The following is a 15,328-nucleotide window of genomic DNA, read 5'->3' as shown; positions in this document are numbered from 1 at the left end:
TTTAGGCAGTGGTGATGTGTGCCCTTCATTTGTGCACAATAGGGTCTGAGTTTCTATTTCGCAAGCGCGAACAAGCCCATCCACAATTGCCCTGAAGTCCCGTTCTGGCTAAGCAGGCCGGGGCATTTATGGCAGGTGCGACAATGGCGACAGCGGCGGCAGTGATCGTGGCGGCAGGCCGCGGGACGCGTGCGCGCGGTGTGGGGGAGTCACCCAAGCAATATCTCCCGTTGGCTAGGCTCCCGGTGCTGACGCACTCCCTGCGCCTATTTGAGGGGCACCCCGAAGTGGCTCGCAGCGTGGTCGTCTACAATCCGGAAGATGCTCAACTTTATGATAAAGCGGCGGCATCCTTTAAGTCTGCGTTGCTTCCTCCGGTGGCTGGCGGGGCAACGCGGCAGCAGTCGGTGCTTGCCGGACTGGAAGCCTTCGCGGATGCGCCGCCCGACTATGTCCTGATCCATGACGCGGCGCGGCCATTCCTAACCGGCGATCTTGTCAGCCGGCTGCTTGCCGCTCTATCCGAGCACCCCGCCGCGATTGCCGCCGAACCGGTCAGCGACACACTGAAGCAGGCGGGCGCCGACGCGGTGATCACCCGCACGGTGGATCGCGCGGGGCTGTGGCGGGCCCAGACCCCTCAGGCATTCCGCTTCGAAGCGATCTTAGAGGCGCACCGGCGCGCAGCAGCCGAGGGCCGCCACGATTTCACCGACGATGCGGGGCTTGCCGAATGGGCGGGGCTGCCCGTGAAGCTCATCGCCAGCGGAGCACTCAATATGAAGCTTACAACCGCGGCCGACATTGCGCTGGCAGAACGACTGATGGCGCCACCGAATTCCTTCGAGCCGCGCAACGGCACCGGCTTCGACGTTCACCGCTTTGCGCCCGGTGACCACGTGTGGCTGTGCGGCGTCAAGATCCCACATACGCAGAAGCTCGAGGGACATTCCGACGCCGACGTCGGGTTGCATGCACTTACCGACGCGCTGCTCGGGGCTATCGGCGATGGCGACATCGGCCAGCACTTTCCGCCGAGCGATGAGCGCTGGCGCGGCGCGGCCTCGCATATTTTCCTCACCGACGCCGCCGAGCGCGTGCGCAAACTCGGCGGTCGGGTCAGCAACGTCGACGTGACGTTCCTTTGCGAGGCACCGAAGATCGGGCCGCATCGCGATGCCATGCGTGCAGCGGTGGCCGGTATCCTCGGCATCGACGTATCGCGCATAGGTATCAAAGCGACCACGATGGAGAAGTTGGGCTTTATCGGCCGCGGCGAAGGCATTGCGGCGATGGCGAGCGCAACGGTGCTGCTGCCACTCGGCCTCGCCTAGCGCCTGCGCGGCGTAAGTACATTTGACCCCTGCGACAGAATCGCGGCATCAAGATTCAAGGTGGTTGTATGACCACGAGCCTTCGGGGGGCCGACATGAACCTGATGACCAACACGCTGGAGCGCAAGCCGGTCGAAACGGCTAGCATTTCTGATATCGCCGAAACCACCGCCAGCGCATGCCTTGCAACGCGAGTGCGTCAGCTTTCGCGCATCATTACGCGCGTTTACGACGACGCCATGCGCCCGCTTGGCATTACCGCAAGCCAGTACACGCTATTGGCACAGCTCGCGCAGCGCGATGCGATCACTGCGGTCGAGATCGGCCACGAACTCGACATCGAGAAGTCGACGCTGTCGCGCAACCTGAAGCGTCTGCTGGCGCTCGGGCACATCAACATGGATCCGCCGGCCGGCCGTCGTGGCCGCGGACTGCATCTGACGCCGAAGGGTCAGGCCATCCTCAAGGATGCGTTCCCGATCTGGCAGGATGCGCAGAAGCGGGCATTTACGGTCATGGGTGCTGAGAGCCTCAGCACGCTGGATCACCTGCTGCATCAAGCCGAGAAGCTTGCGCCGGCCTGAAGCGCCTTTCGAGGCGTTTGACCTTGCGGGCGCTCAAGGGACTATACTGAAGGGGGTGCTTATGCGCCCCCTTTCGCTTGTCCGTTGATATCCCCGTGCGAGGCGCATGAGCACGCTGTTCCCGCAGGACCTATACGATGCCGCTAAGGCGCTGCTCGCCGAGTTGCAGCGCCATTCGCTGTTGGTTGTCACGGCTGAGAGCTGCACTGGCGGGCTCGTCTCGGGACTACTTACGGAGGTGCCCGGTTCATCGGGCATGGTGGAGCGCGGGTTCGTCACCTACTCCAACGCCGCCAAGAGCGATCTGCTCGGCGTCCCCCCCGAAATGATCGAGCGCCACGGCGCGGTCAGTGAGGAGGTGGCGCGCGCAATGGCTGATGGCGCGCTCGCTCGCTCGCCCGCACACATTGCCCTATCGGTCACCGGGATTGCCGGTCCCGACGGCGGCACTGCGGCGAAGCCAGTGGGGCTGGTTTATCTCGGTGTTGCCGCACGTGGCGCGCCCACGCGGGTGATAGAGTGCCGCTTCGGAGATATCGGGCGGCGGGAGATTCGCCTCTCCAGCGTCCGCGAAGGCATCGCGTTGATGGCAGGCGCGATCACACCGGGCATGCCGCATGACTAGTCCGCTTGCAAAGGTGTCGGCGATCGCCACCTGCCTGGTGCTGGCGATCACGGCTGCATCGGCAGGCGACATCAGCGTGCGCGACCTCACGAGCCAGCTTTACAACGCCGACCGCAGCCGGCCACCGCAGCTTGCCGGGCATGACCTGCGCGAGATGGATTTGAGCGGCCTTGATTTCAAAGCGGCCAACTTGAGCAGCAGCAATCTGTTCGGTGCGGACCTCACCGGCGCAGATTTGTCGAACGCACAACTGAAGGGCTCGCGGCTCGATCGCGTGACGATCATCGGGTCGCGGTTCGATGGCGCCGATCTCTCGGATGCGAGCTTTCTGCGTCCGTCGACGTTTTCTACTCTGGCGGCACCGAGCAACGAGGCGGCGAGCTTCGTCGGCACCAAGCTCACTCGTGCGCGCCTTTTTGGGCGATTCAATCGTGCAAGCTTCCGGGGAGCCGATCTTTCCGGTGCAACGCTGGCGCCATTCAATCGCACCGGCTTCATCGAACACATCTGGCGCACGGAGCTGTCGGGTGCGGACCTGTCTGGCGCCAATCTCAGCCGGGCCAACCTCACGTACGCGCTCTTGTCGTTCGCCAATCTGCGCGGCGCCAACCTTTCGGGTGCGGTACTGCGCAAGACGGACTTGTCGCGTGCCGACCTAACGGGTGCGGATCTGACGGGCGTCGACCTTGCTGAGGCGGACCTCGACGGTGCGGTGCTAACGGGTGCGCGCGGGCTTGAAACGGCGCTGGGCCTCGACAGCGCACGGAACGTCGACAAAGCAATCCGCTAAACGCGAATTGACGGATGTCTATTCAGCTTGCCGGTGTGCTGGTCTGTGTGTTGCCGTAGATCGAACGCGCGCGGGCTTCGAAGGCGTCTGTGTATTTGCGCACGGCCTTGTCGAACACGGCCCCCATCAGCATCGAGAGCATTCGGGATGCGAACGCATAGTCGATGTGGAATTGCACTTCGCACCCGCCGGGCACGTCGCGGAAGCGCCAGCGGTTGGTGAGGCGCGCGAACGGACCGTCGATTTTCTCGACGTCGATCTCGTGACGCTGGGGGCGCAAGGTAACGCGGCTGGTGAATTTTTCGCGGATGGCGTGGTAGCCGACACTCATGGTCGCGATGAGTACCTGGTGCGTCGAACCATCCTCGCGTGACTTGACGGAAAGCGCCTCGCAAAGGGGCACGAATTCCGGATAGCGCTCGACGTCGGCAACCACGGCGAACATTTGGTCGGCGGTGAATGGCACGCGGCGCGACGTCTCGAAGGTGGGCAAGTGCGTGCTCCGTCCTGCCTCAAGCGTTGCGCGCGCGGCGCTGGGCCTGGAGCTTCGCGAAGTCCTCTCCTGCGTGGTAGGACGAGCGCGTGAAGGGGCTCGAGGCGACGAGCGCGAACCCTTTGGCGACAGCGATCTGGCGCAACTGTTCGAACTCTGCCGGCGGCATGAAGCGCTTGACGGGTGCGTGCTTCGGGCTCGGCTGCAGGTATTGGCCGATGGTGAGGAAGTCGACCCCGGCGGAGCGCATGTCGTCCATCACCTGCATGATCTCGGCGCGCTCTTCGCCCAGTCCGACCATGATGCCCGACTTGGTGAAGACGTTGGGGTCGATCTCCTTGGCGCGTTGGAGCAGGCGCAGCGAATGGAAGTAGCGCGCCCCGGGTCGGATCGACAGATAGAGGCGCGGGACAGTTTCAAGGTTGTGATTGAAGACGTCGGGCCGCGCGGCCAGCACAGTCGGGAGCGCGTCGGGACGGCGCATGAAGTCCGGCGTCAGGACTTCGACGGTCGTCCCGGGAGACTGCTCGCGGAGCGCGTAGATCACGCGCGCGAAATGGTCGGCGCCACCGTCGGCCAGGTCATCACGGTCGACCGAGGTGACGACGATGTGCGTGAGGCCCAGCTCGCTAGCAGCCTTGGCGACGCGGGCGGGCTCCGTCGGATCGAGCGGGCGCGGCATGCCGGTGCGCACGTTGCAGAAGGCGCAGGCGCGCGTGCAGGTGTCGCCCATGATCATGAAAGTGGCGTGGTGCTTCGACCAGCATTCGCCGATGTTGGGGCAGCCGGCCTCCTCACAGACCGTGTGAACGCCACTCTTGCGGACGACGCGCACCGTCTCGGCGAGACCGGGACCGCTCGGCGCCCGCACTCTGATCCACGACGGCTTGGCCGGGCGCAAGGCAGCGTCAGGCTGGTGTGGGGTCAGTTCGGTGGGCGGCGAGGTATCCAAGGGTACAATCCTGCGTGAGGTAGGGCGGTGCATTCTAGAACACCGCTAGCCCCATGCAAATCCGAGCGCTCAGCGGGCCTAGCGGCCGACAATGCGGCCGATAACGATGATGATCAATGCGCCGATGGTCGATACGGCGATGAGGTGCAACCAGGGCCAGTCATAAAGGAAGGGGAGCTTCAATAGTCCGGCCTGGACAAGAGCGCCGCCGACGAAGGCGCCGATGATGCCGATGAAGATGTCGCGAATAAACCCGCCACGCCCGCCCAGCACCATGGAGGCAATCCAGCCGGCTACCAAGCCGTTCACCGCCATGACAATCCACGGCAAGTAGGTCGAGTAGTTTTCCATTGACTGTTTCCCCCTGAGAAATCCCTTGGGCGCTTATGCGATGATACGCGCCAATATGACGACAATGACGGCACCGACAGTTGCCGTCACTACTTCGGATAGAAACTTGTTGCCGATGCCGAGATCGATCTTCAGGGCTTCGAACAGATAGCCGCCAACAAATGCACCGACGATGCCGGTGATGAGGTAGCGCAGGATTCCGCCACCGCCGCCGATGAGGATAGAGGCAAGGAAGCCGGCGAGAATGCCGATGACCGCAAAGACGACGAGAGCACGGGTTTCCACGTTCATAAGCGATCTCCTCTGCGGCCTATCAGCCGCTGGCCTTCCCGGCTGGCGGAATGTGAATGGCAAGGCCCCAAGCTGACAAGGCGCTCTCTCCCATCATCTCCGAAAGGGTCGGATGTGGGAAGACGGTGCGCATCAGGTCCTCCTCGGTCGCCTCGAGCTGCATGGCGATGACAAAGCCCTGAATCAGTTCCGTGACCTCGGCGCCGATCATGTGCGCGCCGATCAACTCGCCGGTCTTTGCGTCGAAGATTGTTTTAACAAGACCGTCGCGCTCGCCGAGGGCCAGCGCTTTGCCATTGGCGCGAAAGGGAAACCGCCCGACGCGGATCTCGCGGCCGGCTTCTTTTGCACGCTGCTCGGTGAGGCCCACCGATGCGATCTGCGGGCGCGAATAGGTGCAGCCGGGGATGCGAAGCTTGTCGAGGGCGTGAACGTCGAGGCCCTTGATGGCCTCGACACAGGCAACGCCCTCGTGCTCGGCCTTGTGGGCCAGCATCGGCGCGCCGGCCACGTCGCCAATGGCGTAAATGCCCGCGACCGAAGTGCGACCTAGCCCGTCGGTGACGATGAGACCTCGGTCGAGTTTGACACCCAGCGCATCGAGGCCGAGCCCATCGGTATTGCCGACGACACCAACAGCCGAAATCATGCGCTCGGCCGCGATCTTCTCGCTCTTGCCATCCGAGGTGACGACGTCAGCCGTGATGGAATCCTTGCCGCGCTCAACGCTTGCAACCTTGGCGCCGGTGATGATGCGGATGTCTTCCTTCTCGAAGGCCTTGCGGGCGAGAGCGGCGATCTCTGCGTCCTCGACGGGCAGGATCTGCTCCAGCAGTTCGACGACGGTCACCTCGCAGCCGAGCGCGCGATAGAAGGATGCGAACTCGATGCCGATGGCGCCCGAACCCGCGATCAGCAGCGAACGCGGCAGGGACGGCGGCAACATGGCTTCGAAGTAGGTCCAGATGCGTTCGCCGTCGGGCTCAAGTCCCGGCAGTGCACGCGGACGCGCGCCCGTCGCGATGATGATGTGCGAAGCGGTGTAGCGCCCCGGGCCGCGGGCGTCTTTGGGTGGCTCGGGATTGGGGCGGCCGGTGTCGCGCGGGGCGGCGACGTCGATCTCACCGCGGCCGCGCAGCTTTGCCTCGCCCCAGATCACGTCGACGCCGTTCTTCTTCAGCAGGAACCCGACGCCGGCGTTCAGTTCGCGCGACACGGCGCGCGAACGGGCCACCATTGCGGCGACGTCGATCTCAGGCTTGCCCGCGCGCACGCCGAAGCTTTCGCCCTCGCCTACGAGATGCACGATTTCGGCGGAGCGCAGTAGCGCTTTGGTCGGGATGCATCCCCAGTTGAGGCAGATGCCCCCGAGATGCGCGCGCTCGACCACGGCGGTGCGGAAGCCGAGCTGGGCGGCGCGAATGGCGGCCACGTAACCGCCAGGTCCAGCACCGATGACGATGACATCGTAGTCGCTGGCGCCCATCTTCTGCTCTCCCGTGCGAAGAGGCCCCGGTGTCACCCGACGCCGAGGCCTCTGCTAGCAAGTTCGATTACCGGTGCGACGCCCGCCACTACACGTGGCAGCGCGCACCCAGGTACTTATCGAGCAATTGGTTGTAGAGGTCGGCTTTGGCCTTTTGAGCTGCAGGCAGCTTTTGGCCAGAGTTCTGCCGTTCGACGAGAGAGGGCACACCCTCTTTGTCGAGCTTGTTGAGGTTGCTACGGATGCCCTGGCAGGTCTCACCGGCGCTCAGCGCCTGAGGACCGGGATCGCCGCTACCGTTGCCGGTGTTACCGGCACAGCCTGCCAGCATCACCGCCAGAGTGATCGCCAATGCTCCGCCCGAAACGCGTGCGCCCCGACCGCTACCTGTCACCGTGCCCTCCACTCGCATTGGAAGCCAGGGCGTTTTTCACCACACGCTTTGCCCTGGCGCAACCCTTCTTGCGGGGATGTGCAGAAATCACTCAGGCGCCGCCGCATCTGGATGACACAGCGACGCCTGAAAGATGAGCGGACGCAAACCCGCTTATGGGTTCGGGATGGCCGGCGTGGTTGTCGCACTCGCCGTCGTCTCCTGCGGCGCCATGGCAGCGGCGACCGGCTTTTGAGTCGGGACGGGCGGCTTAGCCTTGCTGGCCGTCTTCGTGGTGCCTGTTGCGGCAACCGAGCCCGTCGTCACGGGATCGACGGGAGCGGTGGCGGCGATGCGCGGCGGATAGCTCGAGCACTTGCTCTGGAATTCGGTGTTCGCCTTGTTGAGCTCGTCCGCCTTGGCGAGGTCGCCGGACTTCAGCTTGTATTTCTTCGCGGCAGCCTTGGCCACCTTATCGGAGACGCCTTCGTTGTTCAGCGCTTCGATCTGTGACACCAGCGTGGCGCAAAGCGCCTGCTTGGACTTCTCAGCCTGCTCGGCTGCGGCCTGCTTCTGCGGGTCGATGGAGCCCGTATTGAATGTGGAACCGAGGCTGCCTTCCGCGCAGCCTGCAAGCAGCAGACAACCAAAAGCGGCTGTTGCGATTATGGCGTTTGAGCGCGCCGTCATTGGGATTCACTCCAAGAGCTAGAGAGATCAGGTACGCCCACGCATGTGTCCCGCTTCTAGTCTCGCCCTGGGCCAACGGCAAGCAAGTGCCCTATTCTTATGCGTTCCAGCGCCGTTTGGGAGGTGCTTAGTTGGGGAAAGGTCGCAATGCGTGCCCGCTGCGCCACAGCGCAACGGCTTGGTAAACGCGTTTTTGGCCAAAGCCGATTCGCTATAGTTTTGGCGACGTTCTGGTCAGACGAGCATACGCACGGGGTCTTCAATGAAGGCCCTGAATGCACCGAGCAGCGCAGCTCCGGTTGCCCCGTCGACCACACGGTGATCGCAAGAAAGTGTCACACTCATCACGGTGGCCGCTTCCAGCGTCTCGCCCACGACCACCGGCCGCTTCTCGGCCGCGCCCACGGCGAGGATCGTCGCGTGCGGTGGATTGATCACGGCGTCGAACGATTTGATTCCGTACATGCCGAGGTTGGAGATCGATGTCGTGCCGCCTTGATACTCGTGCGGGGCGAGGCGGCGCTTGCGGGCCCGGTCGGCGAGATCGCGCATCTCGTTGGAGATTTCCGACAGCGATTTCATCTCGGCGTGGTGGATGACCGGCGTGAACAAGCCACCGTCAATAGCGACGGCCACACCGACGTCCGAATACTTGTGCTGCAGCATGCCGGCCTCGGTCCAAGTTGCATTGGCCGCCGGCACCTCCTGCAGGGCGAGCGCCATCGCCTTGATGATGAAGTCATTGACGGAGAGCTTGTAGGCGCGCGGCCCTTCTGCGGGCGAGGCCGCGTTCATGCGCCCGCGGGCGCGCAGCAACTCGTCGATACGGCAGTCCATCGACAGGTAGTAGTGGGGGATCGTCTGCTTGGCGACGGTGAGGCGCTCGGCGATGATGCGGCGCATCTTGTCGTGCGGGACGAGCTCGTAGCTGCCCTTGTCGTAGAGGGCGAGGATCTTGTCGTCGGAAAGCGCGGCGGCGGGCGGCGGTGGCGCGGTTGCGACCTCACGGTGCGAAGCCTGAGGTGCCGCGGCGCGATTGGCACCGCCATTTGCGATGGCAGCTTCGATGTCACGCTTGATGATGCGTCCGTGCGGTCCTGTGCCGGAAAGTGCTTCGAGCGCCAAACCCGCTTCGTGCGCGAGGCGTCGCGCGAGGGGCGAGATGCGAATGCGCTCGGCTGCTGCCACGTTGGCGCTCATGCTGTACCTCCCGAAGCGTGCTGCGTGGCAGCTTCCTTCGACCAGTCGTGCAGGAATGTCAGGTAGGCGAGTGCGCAATAGACACCGATGCCGATGATCCAGCCAGTCACTACCCCCAGTTCCTGCTGTGATAGGGGCAGGCCGCTCGATACCGGCATTGGATTGCGCAGGCTATCGACGGCAACAACTGGCTGCGGCAGGCGCCCCCATGCTTGCAACAACCCCTCCTGCATCGATTGGACGACGGCAGCCGTCCCGCCGAGGAAGCTCAAACCGATGGTGAGCAGGCCGAAGGCCAGGAGCCGCAGGAACAGACCGGCGCGGCCCAGAAAAAAGAACAGCGCTGCGATGTAGCCGGACACGATGGCGAAGAACAGCGACACGATGGTGAGAATGGCCTGCAGCGAGCCGAAAAGGCCGTTTAGCAGCTCCGCTTGCGTCATCGATACGTCGGTCATCTGATCCCGTTCGATTAAGACACGTACATGACCTGCTTCACCGCCGCGACGACCTGATCGACGGAAGGGAGCGCGAGTTTTTCGAGATTGGCCGCGTAGGGCATGGGGACATCGGCGCCCGATACTTTCACGGGCGGAGCGTCGAGGTCGTCGAAAGCCTGCATGGCGACTTGGGCGCAGATTTCCGAGCCTATGGAGCACACCGGCCAGGCTTCCTCGACCGTAACGAGGCGGTTCGTTTTCTTGACCGAGGCGAGCACGGTCGGCATGTCGAGCGGGCGCAATGTGCGCAAGTCGATGACCTCGACGTCGATGCCTTCCTTGGCCAGGCGCTCGGCGGCTTCGAGCGCATAGACCATCCCGCGTGCGAATGAGACGACAGTTGCATCCTTGCCAGCACGGGCGATGCGCGCCTTGCCAATGGGGATGAGGAAGTCGTCGCTCTTGGGCACGTCGCCGTGCGCGCCGTAGAGAATTTCGTTCTCAAGAACCACGACCGGGTTGGGGTCGCGGATCGCCGACTTCAAAAGGCCCTTGGCATCCGCCGGCGTCGATGGCGCGATCACCTTCAGGCCCGGGACGTGCGCATACCAGGACGAATAGCACTGGCTGTGCTGAGCGGCGACGCGGGCAGCCGCGCCGTTGGGGCCACGGAAAACGATCGGCACATGCACAGTGCCACCCGACATGTAGTGCGTCTTGCCGGCCGAGTTGACGATCTGGTCGATGGCCTGCATCGCGAAATTCCAGGTCATGAACTCGACGATTGGCTTCAAGCCCGCGAATGCGGCGCCGACGCCAACGCCGGTGAAGCCCTGTTCAGTGATGGGGGTGTCGATGACGCGCTTGTCGCCAAACTCTTCCAGCAGCCCCTGACTGACCTTGTAGGCGCCCTGGTACTGCGCGACCTCCTCGCCCATCAGGAACACGTCGGGATCGCGGCGCATCTCCTCGGCCATGGCATCGCGCAGCGCTTCGCGCATGGTCTGGTTGACCATCTCGGTGCCGGGAGCGATCTCCGGCTCGGCGGATGGCGGTTCGTAGCCGATTGAAGTTTCGGGAGTGGCGGCGGCTGCAGGGACTGTCGGCGCAGCAGATGCATGCTGGGGAGGCGCCGCTGATGTTGCGGGCTCCGGCGCCTTCTGGGCGCTCGGCGCGGGGACGCTTTCCCCCTCGCCCGCAATGATTGCGATTGGCGTGTTGACCTTGACGTTCTCGGTGCCGGCGGGGATGAGGATTTTTGACAGCGTTCCTTCGTCGACGGCCTCGACTTCCATCGTTGCCTTGTCGGTCTCGATCTCGGCGATGACGTCGCCCGATTTGACCTCCTGGCCCTCTTTGACGAGCCATTTCGACAGTGTGCCCTCTTCCATCGTGGGCGACAGCGCAGGCATGAGGACTTCAGGCATGTGGCCTCGTAACATCTTGGCTCCCGGCCAAGCGCCGGGATGAGGATTGAATTCTAGACCATTACATCGGTGGTGAGCTCGGACGGGGCGGGCTCGGGATCTGAAAGTGCAAATTCGGCAGCGGCGTTCACCTCATCGCGCACCTGCTTGTCGATGGCCTTCAGCTCGTCCTCGGTGACGCCATCGCTGATCAGCAGCTTGCGCACGTGCTCGATGGCATCATGCGTTTCGCGCACCTGCTGCACTTCCTCGCGCGTGCGATATTTGGCGGGGTCGGACATCGAGTGGCCGCGGTACCGGTAGGTCATCATCTCGAGGATCATGGGGCCTTTGCCGGAACGCGCGAATGCTATGGCGCGCTCGCCCGCGGCGCGGACGGCTTCGACGTCCATGCCGTCGACGTGCTCGCCGGGTATGTTGAACGACAAGCCGCGCTGCGAAAGGTTCGTCGTCGATGACGCTCGCTCGATCGAGGTGCCCATCGCGTACTTGTTGTTCTCGATGATGAAGATCACCGGGAGCTTCCAAAGCTCCGCCATGTTGAACGCTTCGTAGACCTGCCCCTGATTGGCAGCGCCGTCGCCGAAGTATGTGAGGCAGACGCGATCGTCGCCGCGATACTTGTTGGCGAAAGCGAGACCGGCACCGAGCGGCACCGTTGCGCCGACGATGCCGTGCCCGCCGTAAAAGCCTTTGTCTGGCGCGAACATGTGCATCGAGCCGCCCTTACCTTTGGAGCAGCCATCGCGCCGGCCCGTCAGCTCGGCCATGACGCTCTTGGCGTCCATACCGGTAGCCAGCGTGTGTCCGTGATCACGATAGGCAGTGATGACCTGATCGCCAGGCTGCAGCGCCATCTGCATCCCGACGACAACCGCCTCCTGGCCAATGTAGAGATGGCAGAAACCGCCGATGTGGCCCATGCCGTAAAGCTGGCCGGCCTTTTCCTCGAAGCGGCGGATCAGCAGCATGCGCGTATAGGCGTCGAGACGCTCGGCGCGCGTCATGCCGGCAGTGGGCTGCTTGTGACCATTGCCAGTGGCGCGCTTGGCAGTCGATGCGGCGCGAGACGGTTTTTCAGATGCCATCGGGGAGCCCTGCTGCGCGGGGTGTGATGCGTCGGCCCGCAGACTACTAGAGCCTGCTCACGAAGGCCAGAAGCGCGAGCTTCGTCCTCATCATTCCAAGCATGCAGATTTTGCATCTGCGCATGCGTGCCGCAAATGACTGACGGCAACTGGAGAGGTCACCTGAGCTAAGGCTGTGTGACAACCTGATCGTCGGGGCGCACGAAGCCAAGCACCTCGCGGGCAATTTCTTCGACGAGATCGGGATCTGGCTTTGGGGAAGAGAGAAGAGCGACGTCGCGCTCAAGCTTGGCGCGCACGGCCTCGAGGCTTTTGATCTCGAACTCTAACAGAGCTGATCTCTCGATCAGCTTGGATCGCGCCTCGAAGCCGTGCCTGCCATTGATTGCATGATGAACGAAGTAGGCCGTCAAACCCAGGCAGAGAAGCAACACCGTCGCCTGCCTTGGCCTCGAACGTCGATCATGTGTTTTTGGCTGACGCAGCACTTTGTGGGTTACGCTGCACAAATCTGTTGGACCACGTTGTTATCCCACGTGGTGCTTAACGGCGGGTAAAGCGGTGTGCGCCGGCGGCGCAAATGAAAACATCCCGGAGCGAGGCTCCGGGATGTTTGCGTCGTGCAGCAAACAGGGCGCGTGACGTCAGCTGACAGCTGCGCCGCGAATGACGCTCTTGCCGGCGTAGCGCGCGATGTCGCCCAACTCGCCCTCGATGCGGATGAGCTGATTGTATTTCGCGAGTCGATCCGAGCGGCACAGCGAGCCGGTCTTGATCTGGCCGGCGTTGGTGGCGACTGCGAGGTCGGCAATGGTTGAGTCCTCGGTCTCGCCGGAGCGATGCGAAATGACGGCGGTGTAAGCCGCACGCTGGGCCATCGACACGGCGTCGAGCGTCTCGGACAGCGAGCCGATCTGGTTGACCTTGACGAGGATCGAGTTGCCGATGCCGCGCTTGATGCCCTCGGCGAGGCGCTCGGTGTTGGTGACGAAAAGATCGTCGCCGACGAGCTGGCAGCGCTTGCCAATGGCTTCGGTGAGCGCCTTCCAGCCCTCCCAATCGTCTTCGGCCATACCATCCTCGATGGAGATGATCGGGAAGCGGTTGATGAGGTCTTCGAGGTATTTCACCATCGCGGCGGAATCGAGCGTCTTGCCCTCGCCTTCGAGGATGTACTTGCCGTCTTTGAAGTACTCGGTGGATGCGCAATCGAGCGCGAGCATGACGTCATCGCCCGGCTTGTAGCCCGCCTTCTCGATTGCCTTGATGATGTAGCCCAGCGCTTCGTCGGCAGACTTGAGGTTCGGCGCAAAGCCGCCCTCGTCGCCGACCGAGGTGGAGAGGCCAGCATCCTTCAGCGACTTCTTGAGGACGTGGAAGATTTCCGCGCCCATGCGCACGGCGTCGGCGATCGACTCGGCCGAGACGGGCATGATCATGAATTCCTGGATGTCGATCGGGTTGTCGGCATGCGCGCCGCCGTTGACGATATTCATCATCGGAACAGGGAGCACGTGAGCCGCCGCACCACCCAGATAGCGATAGAGCGGCAGGCCCGAAGAGATCGCCGCGGCCTTCGCCGTCGCCAGCGAGACGCCGAGGATGGCGTTGGCGCCGAGGCGAGACTTGTTGCGCGTACCGTCGAGCTGGATCATGGCTGCGTCGATGCCGCGCTGATCCTCGGCGTCCATGCCGGCGATGGCGTCGAAGATTTCGGTGTTGACCGCGTCGACCGCCTTTTCGACGCCCTTGCCCAGATAGCGGCCGTTGTCGCCGTCGCGCAGCTCCACCGCCTCGTGGGCGCCGGTCGAGGCGCCGGACGGCACAGCCGCGCGGCCGAGGGAGCCATCCTCCAGAACCACATCGACCTCCACCGTCGGGTTGCCGCGGCTGTCGAGGATCTCGCGGCCGATGATGTCGATGATGGCGGTCATGTCGATACCTTATGAGTTGCGAGCCGCGAACCGGCGTGGGAGGGTCCGGCGCCTTTTAGCCGCTCTTTAAGGATGCGCAAAGGGCCGAAAATCAGCCCGCCCGGAAGGGGAAACTGCCCCACCCCAAAGCACGAGGACACGAGCATGAGCGAGAGTGCGACATATACGGGCGGATGCCACTGTGGCGCTGTGCGCTACGAGGTCGAGATGAGCCTTGATGGCGTGATCTCGTGTAACTGCTCGATCTGCCGCAAGCGGGGGGCACTGCTCGCCTTCGCACCTGCGGAAAAGTTTACCCTGAGAAGCGGTGAGGATCGTCTCACAGACTATCTCTTCAATCACAAGGTGATCCACCACCTGTTCTGCGCGACATGCGGCGTCGGGTCGTTTGCGCGCGGGCGCCAGCCCGACGGTGCGGAGATGGTGGCGGTCAACGTGCGGTGCCTCGACGGGGTCGACCTTGATACGCTCAACGTTCGCAAGTTCGATGGGGCCAGCCTGTGAGGGACGCGAAGATGGAGGATGCAGCGGCGCTGATTCTGTTCTCGGGTGGGCAGGATTCGACGGTGTGCCTCGCCTGGGCACTCGACCGGTATGCGCGCGTCGAGACCGTCGGCTTCAACTATGGGCAGCGACATTCGGCCGAACTTGCACAGCGTGACAAGCTACGCGCCAGTTTGCGTGAGCTGAGGCCCGCATGGGACGAACGGCTTGGACCGGACCACATGCTCGAGCTTCCGGAGCTGGGGCGCCTCAGCGATACGGCGCTGACGCGCGATGCTGAAATTGAGATCAGCGAAGCGGGGCTCCCCTCCACGTTCGTTCCGGGGCGCAACCTGCTGTTCTTCGTTTATGCCGCTGCGCTCGCGTACCGGCGTGGGATACGCACGCTGGTGGGCGGCATGTGCGAGACTGACTTCTCGGGCTATCCCGATTGCCGCAACGATACGTTGCAGACACTAGCCAAAGCGATTTCGCTCGGAACCGACGCGAGCTTCATCATCGAGACGCCGTTGATGTGGATCGACAAGGCGGCAACTTGGGCGCTGGCCGACAGGCTCGGAGGCGACAGGCTGGTCGACCTCATCGTCGAGGAAAGCCACACCTGCTATTTGGGCATCCGCTCACGCCGGCATGATTGGGGCTATGGCTGCGGACATTGTCCGGCTTGTGACCTCAGACGTAAGGGTTGGGAAATCTGGAAGCGCGAAACTGGCCTCGCCTGACGAGGCAGCATTTTCAGTCACCTTTTATTGATCGGTCCCAACCC

At 63.4% G+C, this 15,328-nt stretch carries 18 protein-coding genes and 1 pseudogene; 6 read left to right on the top strand and 13 right to left on the bottom strand.

What is annotated here, in order from left to right; all coding sequences use genetic code 11:
• The first annotated feature begins 143 nt into the window (after window positions 1–143).
• The 4 genes from NDB2M4_RS18150 to NDB2M4_RS18135 all read left to right on the top strand — a co-directional run bounded on the left by NDB2M4_RS18150 (window position 144) and on the right by NDB2M4_RS18135 (window position 3,333).
• Window positions 144–1,334 carry a bifunctional 2-C-methyl-D-erythritol 4-phosphate cytidylyltransferase/2-C-methyl-D-erythritol 2,4-cyclodiphosphate synthase gene (locus NDB2M4_RS18150; RefSeq protein ID WP_072377597.1) on the top strand — a complete coding sequence of 397 codons (1,191 nt, stop codon included), beginning with the start codon at window positions 144–146 and terminating at the stop codon, window positions 1,332–1,334.
• Between the two features lie 95 nt (window positions 1,335–1,429).
• Complete coding sequence (locus tag NDB2M4_RS18145; RefSeq protein ID WP_072378299.1) at window positions 1,430–1,918, top strand: MarR family winged helix-turn-helix transcriptional regulator; 489 nt, start codon at window positions 1,430–1,432, stop codon at window positions 1,916–1,918.
• Window positions 1,919–2,024: 106 nt separating this feature from the next.
• Window positions 2,025–2,543: a CinA family protein gene (locus NDB2M4_RS18140; protein WP_072377595.1), complete on the top strand. Its 519-nt coding sequence runs from the start codon at window positions 2,025–2,027 to the stop codon at window positions 2,541–2,543.
• The gene (locus tag NDB2M4_RS18135; RefSeq protein WP_072377593.1) at window positions 2,536–3,333 is read left to right on the top strand and encodes a pentapeptide repeat-containing protein; all 798 of its coding nucleotides are present in this window, start codon (window positions 2,536–2,538) and stop codon (window positions 3,331–3,333) included. Before NDB2M4_RS18140 ends, NDB2M4_RS18135 begins: the two co-directional genes overlap by 8 nt.
• A 22-nt stretch (window positions 3,334–3,355) precedes the next feature.
• Here NDB2M4_RS18135 and NDB2M4_RS18130 read toward each other — a convergent pair whose 3' ends face one another.
• The 13 genes and pseudogenes from NDB2M4_RS18130 to eno form a co-directional block, all read right to left on the bottom strand.
• A complete protein-coding gene (locus NDB2M4_RS18130) occupies window positions 3,356–3,826 on the bottom strand; it encodes a type II toxin-antitoxin system RatA family toxin (RefSeq protein WP_072377591.1) in 471 nt (156 codons plus the stop codon).
• Between the two features lie 19 nt (window positions 3,827–3,845).
• A complete protein-coding gene (gene lipA / locus NDB2M4_RS18125) occupies window positions 3,846–4,811 on the bottom strand; it encodes a lipoyl synthase (RefSeq protein WP_072377584.1) in 966 nt (321 codons plus the stop codon).
• A gap of 45 nt (window positions 4,812–4,856) precedes the next feature.
• Window positions 4,857–5,129 (bottom strand): GlsB/YeaQ/YmgE family stress response membrane protein, encoded by a 273-nt coding sequence (locus NDB2M4_RS18120; RefSeq protein WP_072377582.1) that lies wholly within the window; start codon window positions 5,127–5,129, stop codon window positions 4,857–4,859.
• Between the two features lie 33 nt (window positions 5,130–5,162).
• Entirely contained in the window at window positions 5,163–5,420 is a 258-nt protein-coding gene (locus NDB2M4_RS18115) for a GlsB/YeaQ/YmgE family stress response membrane protein (protein WP_072377580.1), read from the bottom strand.
• A gap of 22 nt (window positions 5,421–5,442) precedes the next feature.
• Complete coding sequence (gene lpdA / locus NDB2M4_RS18110) at window positions 5,443–6,906, bottom strand: dihydrolipoyl dehydrogenase (RefSeq protein WP_072377579.1); 1,464 nt, start codon at window positions 6,904–6,906, stop codon at window positions 5,443–5,445.
• 88 nt (window positions 6,907–6,994) lie between these two features.
• Window positions 6,995–7,300, bottom strand: coding sequence for a hypothetical protein (locus NDB2M4_RS18105; RefSeq protein ID WP_244536224.1), 306 nt, complete (start codon window positions 7,298–7,300; stop codon window positions 6,995–6,997).
• A 153-nt stretch (window positions 7,301–7,453) separates the two neighbouring features.
• Window positions 7,454–7,969: a hypothetical protein gene (locus tag NDB2M4_RS18100; RefSeq protein ID WP_072377575.1), complete on the bottom strand. Its 516-nt coding sequence runs from the start codon at window positions 7,967–7,969 to the stop codon at window positions 7,454–7,456.
• Between the two features lie 234 nt (window positions 7,970–8,203).
• A pseudogene (locus tag NDB2M4_RS18095) lies at window positions 8,204–9,130 on the bottom strand (2-oxo acid dehydrogenase subunit E2); the annotation flags it as partial.
• Window positions 9,131–9,165: 35 nt separating this feature from the next.
• A complete protein-coding gene (locus NDB2M4_RS18090) occupies window positions 9,166–9,627 on the bottom strand; it encodes a hypothetical protein (protein WP_072377571.1) in 462 nt (153 codons plus the stop codon).
• 14 nt (window positions 9,628–9,641) lie between these two features.
• Window positions 9,642–11,036, bottom strand: coding sequence for a pyruvate dehydrogenase complex E1 component subunit beta (locus NDB2M4_RS18085; protein WP_072377569.1), 1,395 nt, complete (start codon window positions 11,034–11,036; stop codon window positions 9,642–9,644).
• A gap of 53 nt (window positions 11,037–11,089) precedes the next feature.
• Window positions 11,090–12,124 carry a pyruvate dehydrogenase (acetyl-transferring) E1 component subunit alpha gene (pdhA, locus tag NDB2M4_RS18080; RefSeq protein ID WP_072377567.1) on the bottom strand — a complete coding sequence of 345 codons (1,035 nt, stop codon included), beginning with the start codon at window positions 12,122–12,124 and terminating at the stop codon, window positions 11,090–11,092.
• A gap of 167 nt (window positions 12,125–12,291) precedes the next feature.
• On the bottom strand, window positions 12,292–12,558 hold the full coding sequence (locus NDB2M4_RS18075; protein ID WP_244536223.1) for an FtsB family cell division protein: 267 nt from the start codon (window positions 12,556–12,558) through the stop codon (window positions 12,292–12,294).
• A gap of 210 nt (window positions 12,559–12,768) precedes the next feature.
• Window positions 12,769–14,058, bottom strand: coding sequence for a phosphopyruvate hydratase (eno, locus tag NDB2M4_RS18070; RefSeq protein WP_072377563.1), 1,290 nt, complete (start codon window positions 14,056–14,058; stop codon window positions 12,769–12,771).
• Between the two features lie 144 nt (window positions 14,059–14,202).
• Between eno and NDB2M4_RS18065 the strand changes: the two genes are divergently transcribed.
• Together NDB2M4_RS18065 and queC are read left to right on the top strand one after the other, a co-directional pair.
• Window positions 14,203–14,562 (top strand): GFA family protein, encoded by a 360-nt coding sequence (locus NDB2M4_RS18065; RefSeq protein WP_072377561.1) that lies wholly within the window; start codon window positions 14,203–14,205, stop codon window positions 14,560–14,562.
• 11 nt (window positions 14,563–14,573) lie between these two features.
• Window positions 14,574–15,284: a 7-cyano-7-deazaguanine synthase QueC gene (queC, locus tag NDB2M4_RS18060; RefSeq protein ID WP_072377559.1), complete on the top strand. Its 711-nt coding sequence runs from the start codon at window positions 14,574–14,576 to the stop codon at window positions 15,282–15,284.
• The last annotated feature ends 44 nt before the right edge of the window (window positions 15,285–15,328 follow it).

The organism is Hyphomicrobium sp. NDB2Meth4 (assembly GCF_900117445.1).
Taxonomy (GTDB): domain Bacteria; phylum Pseudomonadota; class Alphaproteobacteria; order Rhizobiales; family Hyphomicrobiaceae; genus Hyphomicrobium_A.
This window is presented reverse-complemented; position numbering and strand designations above follow the sequence as displayed.

Excerpts from the sequence above, each read along its gene's own strand:
- NDB2M4_RS18115 (WP_072377580.1), bottom strand. The coding sequence starts at position 5,420 with ATGAACGTGGAAACCCGTGCTCTCGTCGTCTTTGCGGTCATCGGCATT.
- queC (WP_072377559.1), top strand. The coding sequence starts at position 14,574 with ATGGAGGATGCAGCGGCGCTGATTCTGTTCTCGGGTGGGCAGGATTCG.
- pdhA (WP_072377567.1), bottom strand. The coding sequence starts at position 12,124 with ATGGCATCTGAAAAACCGTCTCGCGCCGCATCGACTGCCAAGCGCGCC.
- NDB2M4_RS18090 (WP_072377571.1), bottom strand. The coding sequence starts at position 9,627 with ATGACCGACGTATCGATGACGCAAGCGGAGCTGCTAAACGGCCTTTTC.
- NDB2M4_RS18120 (WP_072377582.1), bottom strand. The coding sequence starts at position 5,129 with ATGGAAAACTACTCGACCTACTTGCCGTGGATTGTCATGGCGGTGAAC.
- NDB2M4_RS18145 (WP_072378299.1), top strand. The coding sequence starts at position 1,430 with ATGAACCTGATGACCAACACGCTGGAGCGCAAGCCGGTCGAAACGGCT.
- NDB2M4_RS18140 (WP_072377595.1), top strand. The coding sequence starts at position 2,025 with ATGAGCACGCTGTTCCCGCAGGACCTATACGATGCCGCTAAGGCGCTG.
- NDB2M4_RS18085 (WP_072377569.1), bottom strand. The coding sequence starts at position 11,036 with ATGCCTGAAGTCCTCATGCCTGCGCTGTCGCCCACGATGGAAGAGGGC.
- NDB2M4_RS18150 (WP_072377597.1), top strand. The coding sequence starts at position 144 with ATGGCGACAGCGGCGGCAGTGATCGTGGCGGCAGGCCGCGGGACGCGT.
- lipA (WP_072377584.1), bottom strand. The coding sequence starts at position 4,811 with ATGCACCGCCCTACCTCACGCAGGATTGTACCCTTGGATACCTCGCCG.
- eno (WP_072377563.1), bottom strand. The coding sequence starts at position 14,058 with ATGACCGCCATCATCGACATCATCGGCCGCGAGATCCTCGACAGCCGC.
- lpdA (WP_072377579.1), bottom strand. The coding sequence starts at position 6,906 with ATGGGCGCCAGCGACTACGATGTCATCGTCATCGGTGCTGGACCTGGC.
- NDB2M4_RS18100 (WP_072377575.1), bottom strand. The coding sequence starts at position 7,969 with ATGACGGCGCGCTCAAACGCCATAATCGCAACAGCCGCTTTTGGTTGT.
- NDB2M4_RS18135 (WP_072377593.1), top strand. The coding sequence starts at position 2,536 with ATGACTAGTCCGCTTGCAAAGGTGTCGGCGATCGCCACCTGCCTGGTG.
- NDB2M4_RS18065 (WP_072377561.1), top strand. The coding sequence starts at position 14,203 with ATGAGCGAGAGTGCGACATATACGGGCGGATGCCACTGTGGCGCTGTG.